The sequence below is a fragment of the Micromonospora sp. NPDC047644 genome (assembly GCF_040704315.1).
GTDB lineage: Bacteria > Actinomycetota > Actinomycetes > Mycobacteriales > Micromonosporaceae > Micromonospora.
In genome coordinates this window covers 73349-97434 of sequence record NZ_JBEYSY010000011.1, presented here as the reverse complement: position 1 = coordinate 97434, position 24086 = coordinate 73349, and the positions used below count along the sequence as shown (strand labels likewise).

Below are 24086 nucleotides of genomic sequence, written 5' to 3'. Positions count from 1 at the left end.
CGCCCCCGCCCCGCCCTACCCGCCCCGTCGATCTTGCAGTTTCGGTTGCCGGTATGCGCAGATCGCCCGGTATGCCGCGACAGAAAGTGCAAGATCGACGGGGTGAGGGGCGGGGACGGGGGCGGGGGGCGGGGGGCGGGGGCGGGGGTCAGGTTTGGGGGCGGGACTTGGCGAGGGCCGCGAAGGCGGTCAGGGACTCGGGGTTGGCGAGGGCGCCCTTCGCAGCGGCCTGGTCGACCGGGGTGCCGGTGAGGATCTTCTTGACCGGCACCTCCAGCTTCTTCGCCGAGAGGGTGCGGGGCACCGAACGCACCTGGTGGATCTCGTCGGGGACGTGCCGGGGTGAGAGCGCCGTGCGCAGCTCACGGCAGATCTTCGCGCGCATCGGGTCGTCCAGCTCGAGACCCTCGGCCAGCACCACGAAGAGCAGCAGCTCACCCGCGCCGCCCTCGTCGTCCTCCAGGTGCACGACGACCGAGTCGAGGACCTCGTCGAGCCCTTCCACCACCGAGTAGAACTCGGCGGTGCCCAGACGCACCCCACCACGGTTGAGGGTGGCGTCGGAGCGGCCGGTGATCACGCAGCCACCTCGCTCGTTGATGGTGATCCAGTCACCGTGACGCCAGACGCCCGGGTAGACGTCGAAGTACGCCTCCGCGTAACGGGTGCCCTCCGGGTCGTTCCAGAAGCCCACCGGCATGCTCGGCATCGGTTCGGTGATCACCAGCTCGCCGAGTTCGCCGATGACCGGCGTGCCGTCGGCGGAACGGGCCTCCACCTTGGCGCCCAACGCCCGGCAGGCGATCTCACCGGCGTACACCGGCAGCAGCGGCACCCCGCCGACGAAACCGGTGCACACGTCGGTGCCACCGGAGAGCGACTGGAGTTGGACGTGGTCGCCGACGTTCTCGTACACCCAGCGGAAGCCCTCGGCGGGCAGCGGCGCACCGGTGGAACCCACGCCGCGCAGCGCCGACAGGTCGGCGACCTCCCGGGGGACCAAGCCGGCCTTACGGCAGGCCAGCAGGTACGGCGCGGAGGTGCCGAAGTACGTCGTCCCGGTCTCCGCCGCCAGCCGCCACAGCCCGCCCAGGTCAGGCTCGGCCGGCCGGCCGGGCTCCGCCCGCACCCCCGGGTTGCCGTCGAAGAGCACGATGGCCGCCCCCACCGCCGGGCCGGAGACCAGGAAGTTCCACATCATCCAGCCGGTGGTGGTGAACCAGAAGAACCGGTCGGCCGGGCCCAGATCGTGGTGCAGGGCGAGCATCTTCAGGTGTTCCAGCAGGATGCCGCCGTGGCCGTGCACGATCGGCTTCGGCAGCCCGGTGGTGCCCGAGGAGTAGAGCACGTAGAGCGGGTGGTCGAACGGCACCGGCGTGAAGGTCAACGGCTCGTCGGTGGGCGCGGCCAGCTCGGCCCAGCCCAGCGCGCCGTCCGGCGCGGGGCGGGTCGGGTCGAGGTAGCCGATGCTGACGGTGTGGCGCAGCGACGGCAGGGCGGCCCGGATCGCGGCGACCTCGGCACGCCGGTCCACCGGCTTGTCGCCGTACCGGTAGCCGTCCACGGCGACCAGCACCGTCGGTTCGATCTGCTGCCAACGGTCGGTGACGCTCCGGGTGCCGAACTCGGGCGCGCAGGACGAGAAGGTCGCGCCCAGGCTGGCGGTGGACAGCAGCAGGACGTACGTCTCGGCGATGTTCGGGGCGTACGCCGCCACCCGGTCACCGGCGGTGACGCCGAGCCGGCGCAGCCCGGCCGACACCCGGCGGACCTGCTCGCGCAGCTCCCCCGCGGTGAGCGTGATCGGCGGGCGGGTCTGCCCGTGCGCGATCACCACCGGGTCGTCGTCGGCCCGCCCCGGCATCCGCAGCACGTTCTCCGCGTAGTTGAGCGTGGCGTCGGGGAACCAGCGGGCGCCGGGCATCCCCCGCTCGGCGAGGGTGGCACTCGGCGGGGTGTGCGCGATCACCTCGAAGTGGTCCCAGATCGAGCGCCAGAACCCGTCCAGGTCGGTGGTGGACCAGCGCCACAGCGCGTCGTAGTCGGCGAAGTCCAACCCGCGGTGCTCCCGCAGCCAGCGCAGGTAGGCACCGATCCGGGACCGCTCACGGACGTCCGCCGGCGGCGTCCACAGCATGTCACCCACTGCTCCACCCTCCCCCTGGCCCGACACGACACTGTGACTGGGCCGTGGCGCCATCTTGCCCTACCTCGAAGCGCCATTCTGCGCACCGGGTAGGCCAACCGACGCGTGCCCGTCCCACACTGCGACCCGTCACCTCATGTGGGTCAGCCGGCGCGGTGGGCCTGGATGGCGCGGCGGCGGGCCAGCCGGTGCGCTCGGCGGATCTCCGCCTCCTTGTACCGGCGCTCGTCCTCCGCCGTCTCGGGCAGCACCGGGCGGACCGCCCGCGGCGCCCCACCCACGTCCACGCCGACGAACACCAGGTACGCGGTGGCGACCCGGACCGGTGCGTCCTCGGCCGAGTCCCACCGCTCGGCGACCACCCGCACGCCCACCTCCATGGAGGTCTGGCCGGTCCAGTTCACCTGGGCGTGCGCGTGCACCAGGTCGCCGACCCGGACCGCCTCGGAGAAGACGATCTCGTCGATCGCCGCCGTCACCGCGGTCCCTCCGCTGTGTCGGGCGGCAGCGGCCCCGGCCACGTCGTCGACGAACTTCATCAGGACCCCGCCGTGCACGGTGCCGTAGAGGTTCACGTCCACCGCGGTCATGATCTTGCTGAGAGTGACGCGCGAGTACGACGTCGGCTTGCCGGTTGGAGGGGCGGAGAGGTGCTCAGTCATGTCGAAAACGGTACGGTGCGCGGATGCGACATCTCTGGAGCTTCCTCGCCGGGCTGGTGGTGGCGCCCATCACCTGGGTGCTGGTCACACTGGGGCAGGACGGGTCGAGCCGGACGGTCGACCGCTGGGTGGAGATCGGCACGTTCAACACCGCCAACCTGATCGAGCCGGCCGTGTACCTCGGTGTCGGCGGTGTCCTGCTGGGCCTGCTCGGCACGCTGCGTTTCTCGCCACTGGGCCCGTTGGTGGCCGGTGCGCTGCTGGTCACCCCGTACATCGGCATGTTCGTGGCGCCCTTCTCGGTGCGGGACGCGATCCCGCACGAGTGGAAGGTGTTCGGCGATCCTCTGCCGCTGCGACTGCCGGTGGAGAACGGCACGCTCTTCCTGCTCGGTCTGCTGCTGCTGATGGCGACCTTCAGTCAACAGCGGTGGCGGCAGTGGCCGAGGCCGGCGACCGAACCGGCCGCGGCACCGACCCCCGGGTCGGACGGAGGCCCCCGCAACGACGACTTCACGTTGACCGACTGGCCGGCCCCCGCACCCGCCGAGCGCGACACCGCACCCCTCACTCTCGGTTACCCGGCCGACTCGACACCGACCGAGCCGCTGCCCCGCCGGGTGGGTGGCGAATCACCCTGGTCCGCCCCACCGCGCAGCCAACCGCGCCCCGAGGACACCACCGAGATCCGCTGATCGCCGGGGCGGGCCGGGTGACCGGCCCGCCCTCCGTCTCTTGCGGGCTAGTGCAGCGCGATCGCCAGGTCCGGGTCGACTGTGCCGAGGCCGGCGCGGGGTACGACGAGGAGCATGACGATCAGCGCGGCGGCCATGCCGCCCGCGATGACTATCGCCATCGGTACGCTCCCGGTGCCGAACAGACCGGCCAGTGGCGCCGACAACGCACCGATGCCGAACTGCACCGCGCCGAGCAGCGCTGCGGCGGTGCCGGCGGCCTCGCTGTGCCGGCTCATGGCCAGTGCCGGCGCGTTCGGCAGGGCGAGACCGGCGGCGGCCAGGACCAGCCACAGTGACACGAGCAGGGTGCCCAGGCCACCGATGCCGGTCGCCGCGAACATGACCAGCAGCAGTCCGGCTGCCGTTCCGGCGATCAGGGCGCTGACCAGGATCTGCTGCGGGGTGTAGTGGCGCAGCAGCCGCACGTTGAACTGGGTGGCCCCGATCAGGCCCACCGCGCCGGCCCCGAAGGCGATGCCGAACTGCTGCTCGTCGAGGCCGTACTCCTGCTGGAGCACGAACGACGAACCGGAGACGTACGCGAACAGGGCGGCCATCGCCAGCCCGGCGACCAGCACAAGGCCGACGAACGCCCGGTCGTTGAGCAGCCCTCGATAGTCGCGGAGGGTGGCGCTCACCCCGCCGTGCCGCCGACGCGCCACCGGAAGGGTCTCCGGGAGCCGGAACGCGGCCACGACGATCAGCAGCGCGCCCAGCACCGCCAGCGCCGCGAAGACGCCCCGCCAGTCGGTCCAGCTCAGCAGACCGCTGCCGAGCGTCGGCGCGAGGATGGGCGCCAGGCCCATGACGAGCATCAGCCGGGAGAAGATCCGGGCGAACGAGGCACCGCTGAACAGGTCGCGGACCACTGCCGTCGCGACCACGGTGGCGGCGGCGACGCCGAGCCCCTGGAGTACGCGCAGCCCGCCGAGGACCTCGATGTTGGGTGCGAAGACGCACAGCACGGATGCCACGATGTGCGCGGCCAGACCGGCCAGCAGCGGAACCCGTCGCCCGACCACATCGGAGAGCGGCCCGATCAGCAACTGGCCCAACGCGAGACCGACAAGCGTGCCGGTCAGCGTCAATTGCACAGCGGTCTCGGTGGTCTGCAGGCCCGCCGTGATGGCGGGTAGCGCGGGCAGGTACATGTCGATGGTCAGCGGCCCGATCGCGATCAGGGCGCCCAGCACCAGGACGAGCTGCGCCCGCTGACGGTTGGTCATCAGGTCGCCGGGCAGCACCTCCTGCGCGACGGCTGGTTCGTGTCCGGTCTTGTCCACCAACTGCTCTGTCATTTCGATCTCTCTGCGGAAGCTGGTGCGTCGTCACGAGCGGCGGCGCGGGCGTCACCGGCGCCGCGCGGACGCGGCGTCCCGGTGTGGGGTGCCCGGCGGTGGGCAGCGTGGATGTGACGAGGCAGGGGTCGTGGCGGGGTGGCCGGATGGCGCGATGATCCGAGGGTGATCCTCTCGGTCGGCAACACCTCGGCGCTGTGTGACGTTCCCGATGTGTGAGGAGTCACCCCACCCCGTCCGCCGCGCGACTCGCCTGCCGGACCATGCCGGGTCGGGCGGGCCGGGTGACCGGCCCGCCCTCCGTCTAACTTCCCGCCGCCAGGGTGGCCCGGACGGTGTCCAGCAGGGCCTCCCGGGCCGTCATCGGGAAGAAGTGCCCGCCCGGCAGCACGTGCAGGGTGGACCCGGCCGACGTGTGCTCCCGCCACGGCGCGACCCGATCCGGCGGCACCTCCCGGTCCCGGTCGCCCGCGAAGGCGACGATCGGGCAGCTCAGCGGCGGCTCCGGCCGGTACTCGTAGGTCTCGCAGACGGCGAAGTCGGCGCGGATCGCGGGCAGGAGCAGGTCGAGCAGTTCGGGTTCGGCCAGGATCTCCTCGTCCAGACCGCCCAACTCCCGCAGCCGTTCGACGACCACCGCGTCCGGTTGGTCGTGGATGTTCGGCGAGGTACGCCGCAGCCCCGGCGCGAGGGCACCGGCGGCGAAGAGGACCCGGGGCGGCGGCACCGCGCGGCGACGCAGTTCGCGGGCCAGCTCGAAGGAGACCAGCGCCCCCATACTGTGCCCGAACAGGGCGTAGGGCACCCCCAGCTCGGGGGCCAGCGCCGGGGCGAGGGCCTCCACCAGCCGCCGCACCCCGGTGTACGCCGGCTCACGCCAGCGGGACTGCCGCCCGGGCAGCTCGACCGGGCAGACCTCGACGTCGTCGCCGAGCAGCTCCTGCCACCCGTGGTACGCCGAGGACCCACCACCGGCGTACGGCAGGCAGATCAGTCGGACGGCGGGAGTGACGCGGCGGCGCGGCCCGGCGGCCAGCCAGCCCTGGGCGCGGGCGGGCGCGTGGGTGGTGAGGCGGTTCACGGAACGGCTCTCCTAGTACGTCGGCTCGTCGGCCAGCAGGGCGCTGGCCTCCTCGTCGGACATCTCCTCCAGCTCACTGAGCAGGTGGTCCTCGATGGCGAACGCGGCGGCCTCCAGGGTGGGACTGTCGAACAACACCCGGATCGGCACCTGCACGTCGAACGCCTTGCGCAGGTGCACCACCGCCCGCATCGCCAGCAACGAGTCACCGCCGAGGGCGAAGAAGTTGTCGTGCACGCCGATCCGGTCGACCCGCAGGATGCCGGCCCAGACCTCGGCGATGGTCTCCTCCAGGGTGGAGCGGGGTGCCACGTACGGCACGTCGTCCGCCTCGACCGCGTGGGCCAACTCCACCAGTGGTCGCCTGTCGACCTTCCCGTTGGCGGTGAGCGGCAGCTCGTCGATCTCGTGGAACGCCGCCGGCACCATGTACCCCGGCAGCTTGCCCGCGAGGAACTCGCGCACGTCCGCCGGTACGGCGCCGGCGACCCGGGGGACGACGAAGGCGACGAGACGCTTCGCGCCACGCTGCTCGCCCTGCGCCACCACCACCGCGCCGCGCACCTCGGGGTGCTGGGCGAGGGCGGTCTCGATCTCGCCCAGCTCGATGCGGTAACCCTGCACCTTGACCTGGAAGTCCTCCCGGCCCAGGAACTCGATCTCCCCGCTCGGCAGGAACCGGCCGAGGTCACCGGTGCGGTACAGACGGGTTCCGGTGGCCGGGTCCACGACGAAGCTCGCCGCCGTGCGCGCCTCGTCGTGCAGGTAGCCGCGGGCCAGGCCGACCCCACCGATGTGCAGGTGCCCAGGAACCCCGGTGGGTCGGGGTCGCAACGCGTCGTCGAGGACGTGGAAGGTCTGGTTCACCATGGGCCGGCCGTACGGGATGCTGGTCCACTCCGCCGGGACCGCACCGATCGGGTAGAGGATCGACCAGATCGACGCCTCCGTCGCGCCACCGAGGCTGACCACCTCGGGCCCGTCGAGCGTCTGCCGGATCCGGTCCGGCAGGGCGACCGGGATCCAGTCACCGCTGAGCATGACCAGGCGCAGGCCGCCGGTGGCCTCCCGGACGGTGAGGTGCTCGACGAACAGCTCCATGAGGGCCGGCACCGAGTTCCAGATCGTCACGTTGGCCTTGGTGAGCAGGTCGAGCCAGGCAGCCGGATCACGGTGTGCCGCCGCCTCCGGGAGCACCACCGCGCCGCCGACGGCGAGCGGGCCGAAGACGTCGTACACGGACAGGTCGAAGCTCAGCGACGACAGCGCCAGGACCCGGTCGTCCTCGCCCACCCGGAAGCGCTCGTTGATGTCGACGACGGTGTTCAACGCACCCTCGTGTTCGATCATCACGCCCTTGGGCAGGCCGGTGGACCCGGAGGTGAAGATGACGTACGCGAGGTTGTGGGGCGTGGTGTCGATCGCCGGCAGCGCGCCCGCCGGGAGGACCCGCAGCTCGTCCACCCGCAACACCTCGACGTCACCGAACCGGTGCGCAGCGGGACCGGCGAGGCGACCCTGGGTCAGCACCACCCGCACCCGGCCGTGCGTCAGCAGGAAACGCACCCGCTCGTCCGGCAGGTCCGGGTCGATCGGCAGGTACGCGGCCCCGGCGGCGAGCACACCGAGGACGGCGGCGCACTGCTCCCAGCCCTTGTCCATCACCACGGCGACCAGGTCGTCGGGGCGTACCCGCAGACCGACGAGGTGGGCGGCGATCGTGCGGGCGCGGTCCGCCAGCTCGCCGTAGGTGAGCGTCCGGGTCGGCGTGATCACGGCCGGGCGCTCGGGCACCCGGGCGGCGGTGGCGAAGAACGGCTCGTGCAGCAGGCCCACCGGCAACCGCGCCTCGGTGCGGTTGTACGCCGCCTGGGCGGCCAGCTCCGCGCGGGGCACCAGCGACGGCGCCGGGTCGGCCCAGTGCGCCTCGTCGGCGGCGAGCCAGTGCAGCACCGACAGCGTTGCCGCGTGCATGGCGGCGACCATGCCCTCGGGGAAGAGGCCCTCGACGGCGTCGATGTCCAGCACCAGGGCACCGTCCATCTCGTACACCTGGGTGTCGATCCAGATCTGCGGTGTCTGCGAGATGGAGTAGACCACATCGCCGATCTGCGGGTGCCCGCCGATGCCCTGGAACAGGCTGGTGAACACGACGGGCATGACGGCGGCGGCGTCACCGCGTACCCGCTTCAACTCCCGCGCGACCCGCACACCGCTGAACAGTCCGTGGTCGAGGTCGGCGAGGAGTTGGTCCCGGATCGTCCGGGCGCGGGTCTCGAACGACACCGCGCCGCCCGCGTCGATCTCCAACAGCGTCACCGAGGTGAAGTCGCCCAGGATCGCGTCGACCTGCGGGTGCAGCGGCAACCGGTGCGCCATCGGCAGGTTGAGACTGAACCGCTGGTTCTTCGACCAGGTGGCGACCACCTCGCCGTACGCGGCCAGCAGCAGCGCGGTCGGAGTGAGGCCGCGCCGGGACGCGGCGGCCTTGACGGCGTCCCACTCGTCCGCCGGCACCTGCCCGGTGAGCCGGGCGAAGCGGGGCGAAGCGATGGTGTGCGGGTCGGCCGCCAGCGGCAACTCCGGGGCGAGGGCCAGTGTCGGCACCCGCTCCTGCCAGTACGCGGCGGCGCGCTGGTACCGCTCGGTCGACTCCGCGGCCCGCGCGGCGAGCACGTAGTCGCGGAAGCTCAACTCCAGCTCGGGCAGGGTCGCGTCCGGCTCGTGGTAGAGCAGGGTCAACTCCCGCATCACGATGCTCGACGCCCAGGCGTCGGTGATCAGGCCGTCGATGCTGTAGTGCACCCGCCCCCGACCCTCGTCGAGCAGCGTGGCGCGCAGTTCGAACAGCGGCCACCGGTCCGGCACGAACACCTGGTGCGACATGGCGGCGCGGGTCCGCTCGAGGCTCGCGTCCACCTCGGTGGCCGGGCGACCCCGCACGTCCTCGGTGACGACGACATAGTCCGGCACCTCGTCGAGAACCTGCTGCTCGCCGTGCGGCAGCACGACGGTACGCAGCGACCCGTGCCGCCGGATCAGCCGGCGCAGCGCCCGCTGCAACCGCGACACGTCCAGCTCGGGGACGTCGAACTCCTCGTAGCCGTGCATGCCGACGTTGCCCAGCTCGAACACGCCGGTGCGGCCGATCCAGTACGCCTGCTGCACATCGGTCAGCGGGAACGGCAGGTGCGCCGACGCCGGGTCCGGCACGACGGCCGGCAACGACTCGGGGCCGCTGACACCGGCATCGGCGCGGGCCGCGCGTACCGCGGCGGCGAGACCACGGACCGTCGGGTCGGCGACGAAGGCGCGCAGCGGCACGTCCGCCCCGCACACCCGGCCGACCTGGGCGACGAGCTGAGCGGCGAGCAGGGAGTGCCCGCCCAGCTCGAAGAAGCCGATGGTGGGCGCGACGTCCCGTTCGCCGAGCAGGTCGGCGAAGATCGCCGCCACCTCGCGCTCGGTGGGGTCCTCGACCGGCTGGACCTCGGTGGGGTCCTGCGCCGCGCCGCCCTCGGTCTCGTCGAGCACGGTGACCACCACGTGCCCGGTGGAGGTCACCGCGCCCACCACCCGGGCGGCTGTCCGTTCGACGGCCGACAGGTCCGCCACCGGCCACCCGTAGGTCACCCACTCCGCGTCGGACTCCCGGCCGAACGCCGCCGCCTGCGCGACGAGGTGGCCGGCGAGCGGGTTGTCCGGCGTACCGCCGAGCAGGTGCACCTCGACGGCGGTGACCGGCTCCCGCGCGCCGACGCCCACGGCGGCCAGCGTGGCCAGGGCCTCGTCGACGGAGGTGCGGGCGTCCACCGGCACCAGCACCGTCACCGAACCGGACTGACCGGCACCCCCCGGATCGTCGACGCTCGCACCGGCGGTGGTGAGGGCCCGCCGGAACGCGGCACCGACCACCGTGTCGCCGGCGAGCTGATAGTGGGCGCCGGTGTGCCGCTCGGGGGCGGCAGCCGGAGCCGCGGTCACGTGGGGCAGGAAGCGGTGCCCGCCGCGCAGGGCCACCACCGGCTCGGGGTGCGCGCACCTGACCTCCCGCGCCACCGAGGCGGCGAGGCGGCGGGCGGCCACCGGCGTCGTGGCCGGGAGCACGTCGAGCAGCGTCCGGGTGCCGGGCGCGCCGCCGGTCGCCCAACCGGCGAGCACGCCGCGCGGCGGCACCAACGTCTCGGTGCCGGTCACGTCGAGCGCGCCGTCGGTGACGACGACCACCCGGGCGTACGCGTCGCCGCGCCTGGTGAGCGCGTCACCCAGGGCCGCGAGCGTGGGCGCCGGGTCGCCCTGCGGAACTGCCAGCAGCACCCCGCTGACCCGTTCCTGCGGCGACAGCGACGTGTGGAGCGCGCCGCTGGCCGGATCAAGGTCAGCGGCGATCACCCGGGCCCCCGCCGCGCGTAGCTCGTCGACGACGCCGTCCGGTAGCCCGGCATCGACGGCCAGCCAGGTACCGGTCCCGGTGGTCGCCGGCCCGGTACCGCCGATCCGGCGGTAGCCGCGCACGACGAGCCCGTCGGCACCCGCCCGGCTCGTCACCGCGTCGCGGGGAGGATCGACCCAGCAGCGTTCCCGCTCGAACGGGTAGGCCGGCAGGACCGTCCGCCGGGGCGGCAGATCACCGTGCAGCGCCTCCCACCCGATCGCGACGCCCAGCTGCCACAGCGCACCGGCGGCGGCGAGAAGCTCCGTCTCGGCGTCGGCGTCCCGGCCGGCCGACGGCAGCGACGCCACCGCGCGGGCGGCCGACCCACCGGCGAGGCGGGTCAGCACCCGCCCGGGGCCGACCTCCAGCACCACGGCGTCGGTGTCGGCGTCGCGCAGCGCCGCCAGGCCGTCGCCGAAGCGGACGGTCGACCGCAGTTGCCGGGACCAGTACGCGGGGCTGGTGGCCGACTCGGCGGTGATCCAGGCACCTGTCACGTTCGACACGAAGGGGATCTCCGGCGCCGAGCGCGGCACCTGGGCCACCTCCGCCTCGAACGCCGACGCGGCGGCGGCCATCGCCCGGGAGTGGAACGCGTGCGAGGTGACCAGCCGGGTCGAGGCCACCGCCCGCTCGCGCAGCCGGGCCTCGAGAGCCGCCACGGCCTCGGCCGGCCCGGAGACGGTGCACTGCCGGGGACCGTTGACGGCGGCGAGGTCCAGCAGATCGTCGAGCAGCGGCAGCAGTTCGGCCTCGGCCAGCGGCACCGCGAGCATCACGCCCGGCTCCGCCGCCTGCATGAGCCGCCCGCGTGCCGCGACCAGGCGCACCGCGTCGGGCAGCGCGAACACCCCGGCCAGGCAGGCGGCCACCAGCTCACCCACGCTGTGCCCGAGCAGCCCCGCCGGTCGTACGCCCCAGTGCTCCCAGAGCTTCGCCAGCGCGTACTCGACGACGAACAGCGCCGGCTGTGCGTACCGGGTCTGCTGGAGCTGTTCCGCAGCGCTCTCCCGCCGGTCGTCGGCGGGGAACAGCAGGTCCCGGATGTCCGTGTCGAGCAACGGCGTCAGCAGGTCCGCGGCCCGGTCCACCTCGCAGCGGAACACCGGCTCAGCGACGTAGAGGGCATGCGCCATACCGGTACGCTGCGCGCCCTGACCGGGGAAGGTGAACAGCACCGCGCGGTCGGTGCCGGTCTCGGCCGGCGGGGTCACCGGTCGGCGCAGTGCCTCGATCACCTCGGCGGGGCTGCCGCCGACGACCGTCCGGCGGTACGGCAGGGTCCGCCGACCGCGTTGCAGGGTGTACGCCACCTCGGCCAGCGGGTTGTCCGGGTGGGCGCTCAGGTGCGCGGCGAGCCGCTCGGCAGCCGCGTCGAGGGCGGTGGGTGTGGCGGCGGAGAGGGGCAGCACGTGCCGCCGGCGGCTCTCCTGGCCCGCCGCGCGGTTCGGGGCCTCCTCCACGACGACGTGCGCGTTGGTGCCGCCGATGCCGAACGAGCTGACCCCGGCACGGCGCACCGTGCCGGGCCACGGGGTGCGGGCCGCGACGACGTGGAAGGGAGTCGCGTCCAGACCCAGCTCGGGGTTGGCGGTGCGGAAGTGCAGCGACGGCGGGATCTCGCCGGCCCGCAGCGCCAGCACCGTCTTGATCAGACCGACGACCCCGGCGGCGGTGTCGAGGTGCCCGACGTTCGTCTTGACCGAGCCGAGCCCGATGCGGCCCGGTGGCAGGTCACCGAAGGCGCTCGCCAACGCGGCCACCTCGATCGGGTCACCGAGCGGGGTGCCGGTGCCGTGCGCCTCGACGTAACCGATCGTGGCGGGATCGACCCCGGCGACGGCGAGCGCCTCGGCGATGACGTCGGCCTGCCCGTCCACGCTCGGGGCGGTGAAGCCGACCTTACGGTCGCCGTCGTTGTTCACGGCCGAGCCGCGGATCACGGCGTGCACCAGGTCGCCGTCCGTCATCGCGTCGGCGAGCCGCTTGAGCACGACCACGCCGGCGCCGCTGCCGGCAACCGCGCCGGTCGCCTCGGCGTCGAACGCCCGGCAGTGGCCGTCGGCGGAGAGGATGCCACCCTGGGTGTGCCGGTAGCCACGGCGGCGGGCGATGACCGTCGCGCCGCCGGCCAGCGCGACGTCGCACTCGCCGGCCAGCAGCGCCTGCGCGGCCATGTGCACGGCGACCAGGGAGGTGGAGCAGCCGGTCTGCACGCTGATGCTGGGGCCCCGCAGGTTGACCTTGTACGACACCCGGGTCGGCAGGAAGTCCTTGTCGTTGCCGATGGAGGTCTGGAACGCCCCGACCCGGGCCACCAGGTCCGCGTTGGGCAGCAGGTTGTGCAGCAGGTACGAACTCTCCCCCACCCCGGCGTAGACACCTGTCACCGGTGTCGTGGAGTCGAACGGGTGACCCGCGTGCTCCAACGCCTCCCAGGCGCACTCCAGGAAGATCCGGTGCTGCGGGTCGAGCAGCTGCGCCTCTCGGGCCGAGAACCCGAAGAAGCGGGCGTCGAAGCCGGCCGGGTCGTCGAGGACGCCCAGGGCACGGACGTATTCGGGGTGGTTGAACTCCTCGGGTGCGACGCCGTCGGCGATCAGGTCGGCGTCGTCGAGGGTGGTGAGCGATTCGACCCCGTCGCGCAGGTTGCTCCAGAAGGCGTCCAGGGTGGCGGCCCCGGGAACCCGGAGCGCCATTCCGACGACGGCGATGGCGGTGTCGGGCAGCGTACGTTCCTCGGTCATCATGCGTCCCCCCTGTCGTGATGCCGGCCCGGCCGACGTCGCGGTGTGCGCGCCCGTTGGATGGCGGCGCGTGTCTCGGCGCGGTGGTGCGCGGCGGACATCGCCGGCGCCCGGTCCCCGGACGCCAGGTGCCGGGCGAGTGCCCGCACCGTGGGGTGGCGGAACAGCTCCACCACCGGCACCGTGCGACCCAGCCGCTCGGACAGGTGCGTCTGCACCCGCATCACGAGCAGCGAGTGCCCACCGATGTCGAAGAAGTTGTCGTCGACGCCCACCTCGTCGACCACCAGCACGTCACGCCAGATCGCCGCCACCGCGCGCTCCAACTCGCTGCCGGGCACGCCCACCCCGGCCGGGGTCGGGGCGGCGGGCGGGGCGAGGGCGGCGCGGTCGACCTTGCCGCGTTCGCTGCGGGGCAGCCGGTCCAGCGTGACGATCGTGGCCGGCACCATGTAGCCGGGCAGCCGGTCGGCCAGGTGCGCGCGCAGCAGCGCCACGTCCACGTCGACGGGCGTCACGTAGCCGACCAGCATGGGTCGGCCCGGCACGTCCTCGCGCAGCACCGCCGCCGCCTCCCCGACCGTGGGGTGGGCACCGAGCGCCGCCTCGATCTCGCCCAGCTCGATCCGGAAGCCGCGCACCTTGACCTGGTCGTCCTCCCGGCCGAGGAACTCGAGCACCCCGGCGACACCGAGGCGGACCCGGTCCCGGGTACCGTACATGCGGTCGCCGGGCGGGCCCCACGGGTCGGGCAGGAAGCTGACCGCGGTGCGGGCCGGGTCCCCGACGTAGCCCTGCGCCACCCCCGGTCCGCCGAGCCACAGGTCCCCCGGGACCCCGCGCGGCACCGGCCGCAGTCCACGATCGAGGACGTACGCCCGCACCCCCGGCAGCGGCAGTCCCACCGGGACGCTGCCGGTGACGGGCTCCCGGTCGTCGCCCGGCTCGTGCACGGTGGCGGTGATGGTGGTCTCGGTCGGGCCGTACGCGTTGAGCCAGCGCACCTGCGGCGCGGCGGCGCGCCACTGGGCCAGCCGTCCCGCGTCGACCCGCTCGCTGCCGACCACGACGAGCCGCAGCTCCGGGCAGGAGGCGGGCGGGTGATGGTCCAGCGCCGCCACCCACTCGTGCCAGTACGACGCCGGCAGGTTGAGCACTGTGAGTCGCTCCCGGCGGGCCAGCGCGGTCAACTCGTCGAGACCGGGCACCGGCCCGGCCGGCGGCAGCACCACGGCCCCGCCCCGGATCAGCGTCCCGAACAGCTCCTCGACGGCCACGTCGAAGCCGAGCGCGGCGAACTGGAGCACCCGGTCGGCGTGGGTGAGCGCGTAGTGCCCGGCCACCGCCTCCAGGGTGTGCACCAGGTTGGCGTGGCTGACGCGCACACCCTTGGGCTGCCCGGTGGTGCCCGAGGTGTAGAGCACGTACGCCGGGGCCGACGGGTGCACCGGCGGGCCGGCGGCGGCCGGGGCGGCCAGCAACGCGTCCTCGATCGCGACGAACGGCAGGTCGACGGCGGGCGGGCCGGTCTCGCGGGAGCCGAGCAGCAGCGCCGCCGACGAGTCGGCGAGGACGTGCGCCAACCGCCCCGGCGGGATCGCCGGGTCCAGTGGCACGTACGCGGCCCCGGCGCGCAGGACGCCGAGCAGCGCCGCCGGCCAGTCGGGGCTGCGCTCCAGCAGGACCGCGACGGTGTCACCGGGGCGTACGCCCCGGGCTGCCAGGTGGGCGTGCACCGCGGCGGCACGGCGGTCCAGCTCCGCGTGGCTGACCTGCCGGTCGCCCTGCACCAGCGCCGGGCGCTGCGGCCAGCGCGCCGCGGCGGCGGCGACCAGGCCGTGCAGAGTCGACGCGGTCGGCGCGTCGGTCGACCCGCCGGCCGACGGGACCGGCTCGGGGCCCGGCAGCAGGTCCAGGGTGGACACCGGGGCGTCCGGGGCGCTCAGCGCCGACTCCAGCAGGGTGCGGTAGCTGTGCGCCAGCCGCTCGGCGGTGTCCCTGTCGAACAGGTCGACGTCGTACTCCACGGTGCCGCGCAGCTCGCCCGTGGCGCTGGGCACCTCGTCCCAGGCCACCGTGAGGTCGAACTTCGCCACCCGGCCGGGTGGCTCGGTCACCCCGACCGACAGACCGGGCACCGCGTCGGTCCGCTCGGGCAGGTTCTGTGCCGACAGCATGACCTGGAACAGCGGGGTACGACTGGGGTCGCGTGGTGGCCGGACCGCCTCGACGACCTGCTCGAACGGGACGTCCTGATGCTCGTACGCGCCGAGCACCGCGTCCCGCGCCCGGGCCAGGACGTCGACGAAGGTCTCGGTGTCCTGCCAACGGGTCCGCAGCACGACGGTGTTGACGAAGAAACCCACCAGGTCGTCGAACTCGGGGCGGGTGCGACCGGACACCGGGCTGCCGACACTGACGTCGCGGACGTCCGCGTACCGGCCCAGCACCAGCTGGAACACGGCGAGCAGCACCATGAACCGGGTGACGCCGTGCCGCCGTCCCACCGCGTCGAGGCGTTCGACCAGGGCGGCGGGCAGCCGTACGTCGAACGTCGCCCCCCGGTGCCTTGCGCTGGCCGGGCGGGGACGGTCGGTCGGCAGGTCCAGTGCCGCGGGCGCACCCGCGAGCCGGTCCACCCAGTACGCGAGCTGGGTCGTCCGCGCGTCGCCGGCCAGCAGCGCGCGCTGCCACCGGGTGTAGTCGACGTACTCGACGGTGAGCGGGGGCGGTGCGGGCGTGCCGATGGTCCGGGCGGCGTAGAACGCGCCGAGGTCACGGATCAGCACACCGATCGACCAGCCGTCACAGACCGCGTGGTGCAACGTCATGAGCAGCATCGCGTGCTCGTCGGTCAGCCGGATCAGGTGCCAGCGCGCCAGCGGCCCGGTGGCGAGGTCGAAGGGTCGGGCGGCGGCGTGGCGCAGCAGGGCGTCGGCCTGCTCGTCACGGTCGGCCCGGTCGCGCAGGTCGTCCACGGTGAGGACGACCGGTGGCTCGTCGTCCACCACCTGCCGGGGCTCGCCGTCGATGGTCACCAGCCGGGTCCGCAGCGCCGCGTGCCGCGTCACCAGCCCTCGCAGGCCGGCGTCGAGGGCGTCGACGTCGAGCGGGCCGTGCACGGTGAGCACCAGCGGCACCGAGTAGACCGCCTGACCGGCGTCGAGCCGGTCGAGGAACCACAGCCGCTGCTGGGCGTACGACAGGGGGTGCGGCCCGGGGCCGGCGGCCGGCACCGGCGGGTGGGCGTCGTCCGGGCCGGCGTCGGCGACACGTGCCGCGAGCGCGGCGACGGTGGGTGCCTCGAAGGCGACGCGCACGCCCAGCCGCACGCCGGCGGTGGCGGCGATCCGCGCCACCATCTGCGCCGCCAGCAGGGAGTGGCCGCCGAGGGCGAAGAAATCGTCGGCGGCGGACACCACCGGCACCCCGAGCAGGTCCTGCCAGGTCCGTGCGACCAGTTCCTCGATCGGGCCGCTGGGCGGCTCGCCGTCGGCGGCCCGGACGCCGTGGTGCGCGTCGGGCGCGGGCAGCGCTCGGCGGTCCACCTTGCCGTTGGGGGTGACCGGCAACGCCGCCAGCGGCACGTACCAGGTCGGCACCATCGCCTCGGGCAGCCGGGCCGCGAGGTGGGCGCGCAGCTCACCCGCCGGGACCGGGGCGTCGTCCGGGACGACGTAGGCGACGAGCCGACGTTCGTCGCCGTCCCCGTGCACCGTGACGGCGGCGGCCCGGACACCCGGGCAGGTGGTGAGGATGCTGGCGATCTCGTCCGGCTCGATCCGGACACCGCGGATCTTGACCTGCTGGTCGGCCCGGCCCAGGCAATCCAGTTGACCGTCCTCGCGCCACCGCACCACGTCACCCGTGCGGTAGACGCGGGCACCGGGCTCGAAGGGGCTCGGCACGAACCGCTCGGCGGTCAGGTCCGGCCTGCCGACGTAACCGTGCGCGAGACCGGCGCCGCCGATGAACAGCTCCCCCGGGGCGCCGATGCCGGTCAGCCGGCCGTGGTCGTCGAGGACGTAGAGCAGTTCCCCACCGATCGGTCGGCCGATCGGGGTCCGCGCCGCGTCGCCGGGCAGGTCGGTCACGTCCCAGGTGCTGGAGAACGTCGTGCACTCGGTCGGGCCGTACCCGTTGACGAGGCGCAAGCCCGGCAGGGCGGCGGCCAGCGTGGCGACCCGGCGGGCGTCGGCCGGCTCGCCGCCGAAGTAGAGGGCGCGCAGCGGGGCGAACATCGCCGGGTCGGCGTCCACGCACCTGTGGAACAGGGCAGTGGTGAGCATCAGCACCGTGACGCCGTGCTCGGCGAGTCGGTGACCCAGCCGGGACGGCGTGAGCACGTCGTCCTTGGGGATGCCCACCAGGCGCGCGCCGTTGAGCAGCGCACCCCACACCTCGAAGCTCGCCGCGTCGAACGACACGTTGGCCGCCTGGGCGACCGCGTCGGCGGGCCCGACGGGGAAGTAGTCGGCGCGGTGAACCAGCCGGACGATCCCCTCGTGGGTGGTCTCGACCCCCTTCGGCTGTCCGGTCGACCCGGAGGTGTAGAGGACGCAGGCCCGCTGGGTCGGGTACGTCGGCGGCCACGTCGGCGCGGATCGCCCCGCGGGCAGCACCAGCCGGTCGAGCCGCAGCACCGGCAGGTCGTCGACGACGGCCACCGGACCGTCGGCGAGCAGCAGTCGCGCTCCGCTGTCGCGCAGCATGAACTCCCGCCGCGCCTCCGGGTAGGACGGATCCAGGGGCAGGTACGCCGCTCCGGTGGCGAGCACCGCGAGCATCGCCACGACGAGCTGCGCGGACGAGCCCATCGCCAGGCCGACGACACCGCCCGGGGTGACCCCGTGTCCGGTCAGGACGGTCGCCAGGGCGTCGGCCCGGGCGCGCACCTCGGCGTACGTGAGGGTGGTGCCGTCGTACTCCAGTGCGACGGCGTCCGGTGTCGCCTCGGCCTGGCTGAGGAACGCCGCCGGCACGCTCGGCGGACCTGCCGTACCGCCGCCGGTGCCCCACCCGGCGATCAGCTCGCGCTCCCGCGCCGACGTGTGGACGAGGGTGGAGATCGGCGCGTCGGGGTCGGTCAGGGCGTTGTCGAGCAACGTCAGGTAGTGGTCGGCGAACCGGCGCATCGTCGCGTTGTCGAACAGGTCCGGGTCGTAGGCGAGGACGCCGGACGCCCCGCCGGGCCCCGGCTCGTCCCAGAGCACGCTCAGGTCGGGCGGCACCGCCCCGGTGGTGGCGGGGGCCGCTCCCACCCCCAGCACGACCGGGCAGAGCACGGCGCGACTCGGGTCGTGGGGTAGGCCGAGCGCCTCGGCCACCCGGTGCAGCCCGACGCCGGTGTACGGCGCGGCCGCCCGCAACCCGGCGTCGACCCGCGCGAACAGGTCGACCGCCGACGGGTCGTCGTCCCACCTGCCGCGCAACGGCACCAGGGCACCGTCCAGCGGTGTCGCGGTGGCCAGGTCCCGGGCGCCGGCGTGCCGGCCCAGCACCACCTGCCCGACGGCCAGCAACGGCACGGACGGTGCGACGCCCGCCGCCGCGCTCACCGCGTGCAGCCGTCGGGTGGTGTCCGCACCGACGGTGAGCGTCACCCGGTCGGTGTGCTGGCGTCGACGGGCCGGGCGGACCCGGTCGGTGACCAGGTCCAGGGTGGGCACACCGGCCAGACCGGCCCGCCAGTGGGCGAGCGCGTCCGCCTCCGCGGCCACCGCACGCGACCCGGTCACTGCACCGGCTCCCCGAGACTCGACCGGCCGGCGCGCTGCCCGACCGGGTTCGTCGCCCCGGCCAGCACCTCGGCCGCATCGCGGTCGGTCACCCGGGCCACCAGCCCACCGTCGAGCGTCACCACCCGGTCGGCGCCGGCCAGGGTCTCCCGGCGGTGGGCGATGGTGAGCACCGTCGCGCCGGCGAGGTCCACCGCCAGCAGCCGCTGGATGCGGGCGTCGGTCTCGGCGTCGAGGCTCGACGTGGCCTCGTCGATGAGGACCAGCTTCGCGTCCCGCAGCAACGCCCGGGCCAGGCAGAGCAGCTGTCGTTCACCGGCGCTGAGCTGTCCGCCGCCGGTGGACAGGACCGCGTCGAGACCGCCACCGCCCACGCCGAGCAGCCGGTCGGCGAGACCCACCTCGGTGAGGACGTCGGTGACCGCCGCGTCGGGGTACGCACCGGTCGGGTCGATGTTGTCCCGCAGGGTGCCGGGCAGCAGCACCGGATCCTGCGGTACCACCTCGACGGCGGCCCGCAGGTCGGCCAGCCGCAGCGTGGCGGCGTCCACCCCGTCGATGAGGATGCGCCCCTGCTCGGCCGGCACGAACCGCAGCAGCGCGGTGAACAGGCTGGACTTGCCGCTGCCGGTCCGGCCGACGATGCCGATCTTGCTGCCGGCCGGGGCGTCGAACGACACACCGTTCAGCGCGGCCGGGCCACCCTCGGAGTAGCGCAGGGTGACGTTCTCGAAGCGGACCTCGCCGGCGGTGGGCCAGCCGGCCGGGGCCGGTCGCCCGTCGGTCGGCTCGACCGGCAGCCGGGTGTAGTCGTCGACACGTTCGAAGCTCGCCAGCGACAGGTCCATCATCTGCACCGTCATCAGGCTCATGGCCAGCGCCTCCATCAGCGCGTACACGAAACTGATCCCGACACCGGCCAGCCCGGCGCCGATCCCGCCCACGGCGACGATCAGCACCCCGTACGTCAGCAGGACGACCGCGCCGAGCATGTCGAGCTTCAGGTTGAAGTGCCGCGACAGCGCGTTGACCGTGTAGTCGGCGTGGTGCGCGACGCGGACCCGCTCACCGAACGCGGCCTGATAGCCGCGCACCCGGCTGTTCCGGCCCTCGATCGAGGTCACCCCGTCGACGGCCTCGTTGAGCAGCGCGAGCATCGGCTCGTTCGCCTGCTTCGACAGCCGGGACGCCTCGACCGTGCTGGCCCGGGTGAGCCGCTGCCAGCGGAGGTAGACCACCAGCAGCAGCGGGGCCGCCACCAGCATCAGCGGACTGGTGAAGGCCAGCGCCGCCAACGGCACGACCAGGCCGACGGCGACCCGGAGGGTGTCCATCGTGGTCTCCGGCAACTCCAGGTCGATGGTCTCCATGTCACCGGAGAAGCGCGCCAGGACGCGTCCGGAGGAGTTGCGGTCGAAGAACGACAGCGGGGCCCGGAAGACCCGGTTCAGCATCGACGCGTGCAGGTTCTGACCGGCGGACACACCCCGGGCGAAGGCGAAGCTGAACAGCCCGCGATCCAGCACGAGCGCCAGCAGACCGATGGCGGCGAACACGCCCGCGTAGTACAGCGTGTCCTGCCCGGCGTTCTCGGTCCAGTGGCCGAGCCAGAACGACGAGCCGCCCAGGACGGCCTGCCCGCCGACGGCCAGGCCGAGCAGGACGACGGCGAGCAGGCCCGGGGTCAGCACCTGCAGGTAACGGCGGTAGGTGGCGGAACCGACCTGACCGGCGCGGACCGTCTCCTCCTCCTCGGCGGCCACCTCCTCGGCCACCTCGTCCAGCGTGGCGCCGTCCGGGTCGGACGGCGTCGCGGCCTCGGCGGCCATGGCCGGCAGCAGGTCCGGCATCTGCGCGGCGACGTCGGCGAACCGGCCCGCCGCGACCACCCGGCCGCCGTCGAGGACCACCACCCGGTCGGCCCGCCGGGCCACGTCGAGGCGGTGGGTGGCAACGATCCGGGTACGCCCGGCGAGCACCCCGTCGAACAGCGCCTCCAGGATGGTGCCGGCGACCGCGTCGTCGACGGCGCTGGTCGGGTCGTCGAAGAGGTAGACGTCGGCGTCCTCGTAGGCGGCGCGGGCCAACGCGATGCGCTGCCGTTGCCCGCCGGAGAGGTTGACGCCCCGCTCGCCGATGGCCGTGCCGTCGCGGGCCGGCATCGCCGCCAGGTCCGCCTCCAGGGCGGTGGCGCGGACGACAGCCGCGTACCGGTCCGGATCGTCGGGCGAGAAGCAGCGGATGTTGTCGACGATGCTGCCCTGCATGATCCAGGGGCGCTGCGGCAGGTAGACGGCGCTGCCGCCGACCTGGGCGGTACCCGCCACCGTCGGCAGCGCCCCGGCCAGCGCCGCCAGCAGAGCGGACTTGCCGCTGCCGACCCGGCCCAGCACGCAGATCAACTCACCGGGCGCGACCCGCAGGTCGACGCCGGTCAGGACCGGCCGGGCGTCCGCGTCAGCCCCGGGCCAGGTGAACGACGCGCCGTCGAGGTCGACCGCCCCGGCCGGCGCGTCGCCGTCGGTCGACGCCTCGGCGGTGTCGGCGGCCCGCAGGAAGGTGGTCACCTTCCCGAACGCCACCCGCCACTCGTTGCGCATGTCCAGGTAGCGGACCAGCTCGGGCAGTTGGGACCGGAGGACGGTGAGCACGGCGATCGCCGCGAACACGTCCGCCGCCTTCAGTTCGTTGCCCAACGCCGCGTACGTGACCAGGGTGGCCATCACCATCAGCACCGGCGCGGCGGCGTTCACCAGGTAGAGCGTGGCGAGCCGCTTCTGCCGGCGGACCAGCAACGCGTTGAGCGTCGCGCGTTCCCGCCCGACAGCCCGCTCGGCGACGTCCTCCCAGCCGTGGGTGCGCAGCGTCCGCATGGCCCCGAGGTATTCGCCGACCAGCCCGATCCGGACGCCGTTCGCGTCCCGGATCGCCGGCACCAGCGCGAAGACCCTCTCGTTGGCCACGTGCGACAGCCACAGGCCGGCGATGAGGATGACGATGCCCACCAGCGCCGCCCAGCCCAGCAGCACCCAGAGGACCACGCAGGAGCCGGCGATGCCCAGCGGCACCGCCCACGCCATGTGCGTGAACGCGACCCGCCCGACCCTGCGGGCGTCGGACGAGGCGAGGGTGATGACCTCCCCGGCGGGGTGGGCCAGTCGGGCGCCGCGGTCCATCCGCAGGTACTTGCGCAGGATCTCGGTCCGCAGCAGCGCGGTGATCGAGTGCGCGGTCTTCCACACCTCGGACCACTGGTGCTTGTGGCTCAACGCGTCCAGGACGTAGAAGCCGGCCAGGCCCGCGGCGATCAGCAGACCCTCCACCACCGGGCCCCGGCCGTCGCCCTCGAACCAGGCGATCAGCTCCCGCACCAGCAGCGGCCCGAGGGTCGCGCAGGTCTGGTAGGCCAGGAAGATCAGGCCCGCCCACCAGAACCGCCGGCGGTAGGTCTGGTAGAGGGCCCGTCGCAGCCCGTCCGGTTGGTCCCGCCGGGTGGCCCAGGCACGCTCGAAGACCGGGGTCACCCGCTCCAGGTGGTCGTACCGGGGCGGCGTCAGGCTGTCCGACAGCTTCAGTGGTCGGCGCAGGGACGCCTTCACCAGGATCGAGGGCCATTGGACGAAGAGTCGGGACAGCACTCCCGCGTCCTGTTCGGCACTCGGGCGGTCCGGCGTGGTGATTGTCGACACGGTGCGTCTACTCGTTTCCAGCGAGGGCGAGCGGAGCGAACCCGTAGGCGCGCTCCAGGGCGATACGGACACTGTCCGGCAGATAGCGGCGCATGGCGTCGAACTCGCGGGCGCGGCTGAATTTGCTGGACTCGGCGAACCGGGGACGTTGCTCCAGCCAGTTCGCCACCGTCAGGGCGGCGAGGTCGGCGTACTGGCCGGTGCTGACACCGACGCAACCGCCCGAGCGGTCCTCCAACAGGAACGGCGGACCGTCGAAGGCGGCGTCGAAGAGGGCGCTGCGGGTGACGGTGCCGAACAGGTACGCCAGCGTCTCCGCCTCCGCGCCGATCAGCTCCCGCACGGCGGGCCGCAGCTCGTGCGGGATCGCGCCGGTCGGGAAGATCTCCGTGCCGTACACCGAGTGGAACAACCCCGCGTCGCACAGCTCCTGCCGCGACCCCCACTGGGCCAGCAGGTCGTGCACGCCGCGCAGGTGCGCCAGCAGGTTGGCCTCCGAGTGCGCCAACTCGGCCACCCCGTGCGACTCCAGGAAGGCGATCTTCTCGGCGAGCCCGCTCACGCCGCCTCCCGACTGCCGTACGACCCGGTCATCGCCACCAACGTCTTACGCGGCCCGGTGAAGCTGGACCGACCGTGCGCCATCGCCATGTTGTCGACGACCAGCAGGTCACCCTGCTGCCAGGGGAAGGCCAGAGACTCCGCGTCGAACGCGGCGCGGATCGCCGCGAGGTCGGCGTCGGTGATCGGGCTTCCGTCACCGAGGTACGCGTTACGCGGCAGGTCCTCCTCGGCCAGCAGTTCCAGCAGCGCCTCCCGGGTGGCCTCGGGCAGGTTGGAGACGTGGAACAGGTGGGCCTGGTTCATCCAGACCGTCCGCCCGGACACCGGGTGCACGGTGACGGCCTGGCAGGTCTCGGTGGTCCGCAGCGAGCCGTCGTCGAACCACTCGAAGGTGATGCCCCGCTCGCGGCAGAACTCCTCCACGCCCTGCCGGTCCATCCCGGGGAACGTCTCCTGCCAGGACACCCCGAGACCGACCCGGTAGTTGCGCACGTACCGCACACCGTGCCGCTCGAAGCGCTCGCGCACCTCCGCGGGGATGCGCTGCCAGACGGCGTGGCTGTCGGCGAGCGGGGTCTCCCCGCCGGTCTGCGCCGGGATGTTCGAGTAGAAGAACAACCGCCGGGGCCACACGCTGGTGTACGCCATCTCGTTGTGCAGCGGAATGACCTCGCTGGCCGGGTACTCGGTGGAGGTGTAGACGTCGCCGACCTTGCTGCGCGGCGTGGACCGGTAGGTGTACTCGGCCATCTCCTCACCGAAGACCTTGACGAAGGCGGAGAAGGCCGGCGCGTCCGGGGCGTCGAACCCGCGCAGCAGGACGGCGCCGTGGCTGTCCAGTCGGTCGTTGATCAGGTCGAGGTGCTCGGTGGCCCATTGCGCCGGCGAGATGCCGGGCGAGGTGGCCTCGATGCAGGCCACCCGGTTGTGCTCCGGGAACAGGCAGCTCTCTTTCACGTGGTCCATGTCGGAGGTCCTTCCGCGTACGT

General features: G+C 73.5%; 10 protein-coding genes. 1 reads left to right on the top strand and 9 read right to left on the bottom strand.

What is annotated here, in order from left to right; translation table 11 throughout:
• Positions 1-148 precede the first annotated feature (148 nt).
• Complete coding sequence (locus AB0877_RS19395) at positions 149-2146, bottom strand: acetoacetate--CoA ligase (RefSeq protein WP_366610378.1); 1998 nt, start codon at positions 2144-2146, stop codon at positions 149-151.
• A 143-nt stretch (positions 2147-2289) separates the two neighbouring features.
• On the bottom strand, positions 2290-2808 hold the full coding sequence (locus AB0877_RS19390; protein ID WP_203125586.1) for a hotdog domain-containing protein: 519 nt from the start codon (positions 2806-2808) through the stop codon (positions 2290-2292).
• 23 nt (positions 2809-2831) lie between these two features.
• Here AB0877_RS19390 and AB0877_RS19385 point away from each other — a divergent pair, with 23 nt between their 5' ends.
• Positions 2832-3503 carry a hypothetical protein gene (locus AB0877_RS19385; RefSeq protein WP_366610376.1) on the top strand — a complete coding sequence of 224 codons (672 nt, stop codon included), beginning with the start codon at positions 2832-2834 and terminating at the stop codon, positions 3501-3503.
• A gap of 47 nt (positions 3504-3550) precedes the next feature.
• Here the strand turns inward: AB0877_RS19385 and AB0877_RS19380 are convergent, their stop codons facing one another.
• The 7 genes from AB0877_RS19380 to AB0877_RS19350 form a co-directional block, all read right to left on the bottom strand.
• Positions 3551-4843: a multidrug effflux MFS transporter gene (locus AB0877_RS19380; protein ID WP_366610375.1), complete on the bottom strand. Its 1293-nt coding sequence runs from the start codon at positions 4841-4843 to the stop codon at positions 3551-3553.
• A gap of 304 nt (positions 4844-5147) precedes the next feature.
• Entirely contained in the window at positions 5148-5924 is a 777-nt protein-coding gene (locus AB0877_RS19375) for an alpha/beta fold hydrolase (protein ID WP_366610374.1), read from the bottom strand.
• Between the two features lie 12 nt (positions 5925-5936).
• Positions 5937-13106 carry an amino acid adenylation domain-containing protein gene (locus AB0877_RS19370; RefSeq protein WP_366610372.1) on the bottom strand — a complete coding sequence of 2390 codons (7170 nt, stop codon included), beginning with the start codon at positions 13104-13106 and terminating at the stop codon, positions 5937-5939.
• Positions 13106-18844: an amino acid adenylation domain-containing protein gene (locus AB0877_RS19365; protein ID WP_366610371.1), complete on the bottom strand. Its 5739-nt coding sequence runs from the start codon at positions 18842-18844 to the stop codon at positions 13106-13108. Before AB0877_RS19365 ends, AB0877_RS19370 begins: the two co-directional genes overlap by 1 nt.
• Complete coding sequence (locus AB0877_RS19360; RefSeq protein ID WP_366610369.1) at positions 18841-22533, bottom strand: ATP-binding cassette domain-containing protein; 3693 nt, start codon at positions 22531-22533, stop codon at positions 18841-18843. The genes AB0877_RS19365 and AB0877_RS19360 overlap by 4 nt, the downstream gene beginning before the upstream one ends.
• Positions 22534-22540: 7 nt before the next feature.
• A complete protein-coding gene (locus AB0877_RS19355; RefSeq protein WP_366610367.1) occupies positions 22541-23095 on the bottom strand; it encodes a DUF6817 domain-containing protein in 555 nt (184 codons plus the stop codon).
• On the bottom strand, positions 23092-24063 hold the full coding sequence (locus tag AB0877_RS19350) for a TauD/TfdA family dioxygenase (protein WP_366610365.1): 972 nt from the start codon (positions 24061-24063) through the stop codon (positions 23092-23094). Before AB0877_RS19350 ends, AB0877_RS19355 begins: the two co-directional genes overlap by 4 nt.
• Positions 24064-24086 lie beyond the last annotated feature (23 nt).

Excerpts from the sequence above, each read along its gene's own strand:
- AB0877_RS19390 (WP_203125586.1), bottom strand. The coding sequence starts at position 2,808 with ATGACTGAGCACCTCTCCGCCCCTCCAACCGGCAAGCCGACGTCGTAC.
- AB0877_RS19385 (WP_366610376.1), top strand. The coding sequence starts at position 2,832 with ATGCGACATCTCTGGAGCTTCCTCGCCGGGCTGGTGGTGGCGCCCATC.
- AB0877_RS19380 (WP_366610375.1), bottom strand. The coding sequence starts at position 4,843 with ATGACAGAGCAGTTGGTGGACAAGACCGGACACGAACCAGCCGTCGCG.
- AB0877_RS19370 (WP_366610372.1), bottom strand. The coding sequence starts at position 13,106 with ATGACCGAGGAACGTACGCTGCCCGACACCGCCATCGCCGTCGTCGGA.
- AB0877_RS19350 (WP_366610365.1), bottom strand. The coding sequence starts at position 24,063 with ATGGACCACGTGAAAGAGAGCTGCCTGTTCCCGGAGCACAACCGGGTG.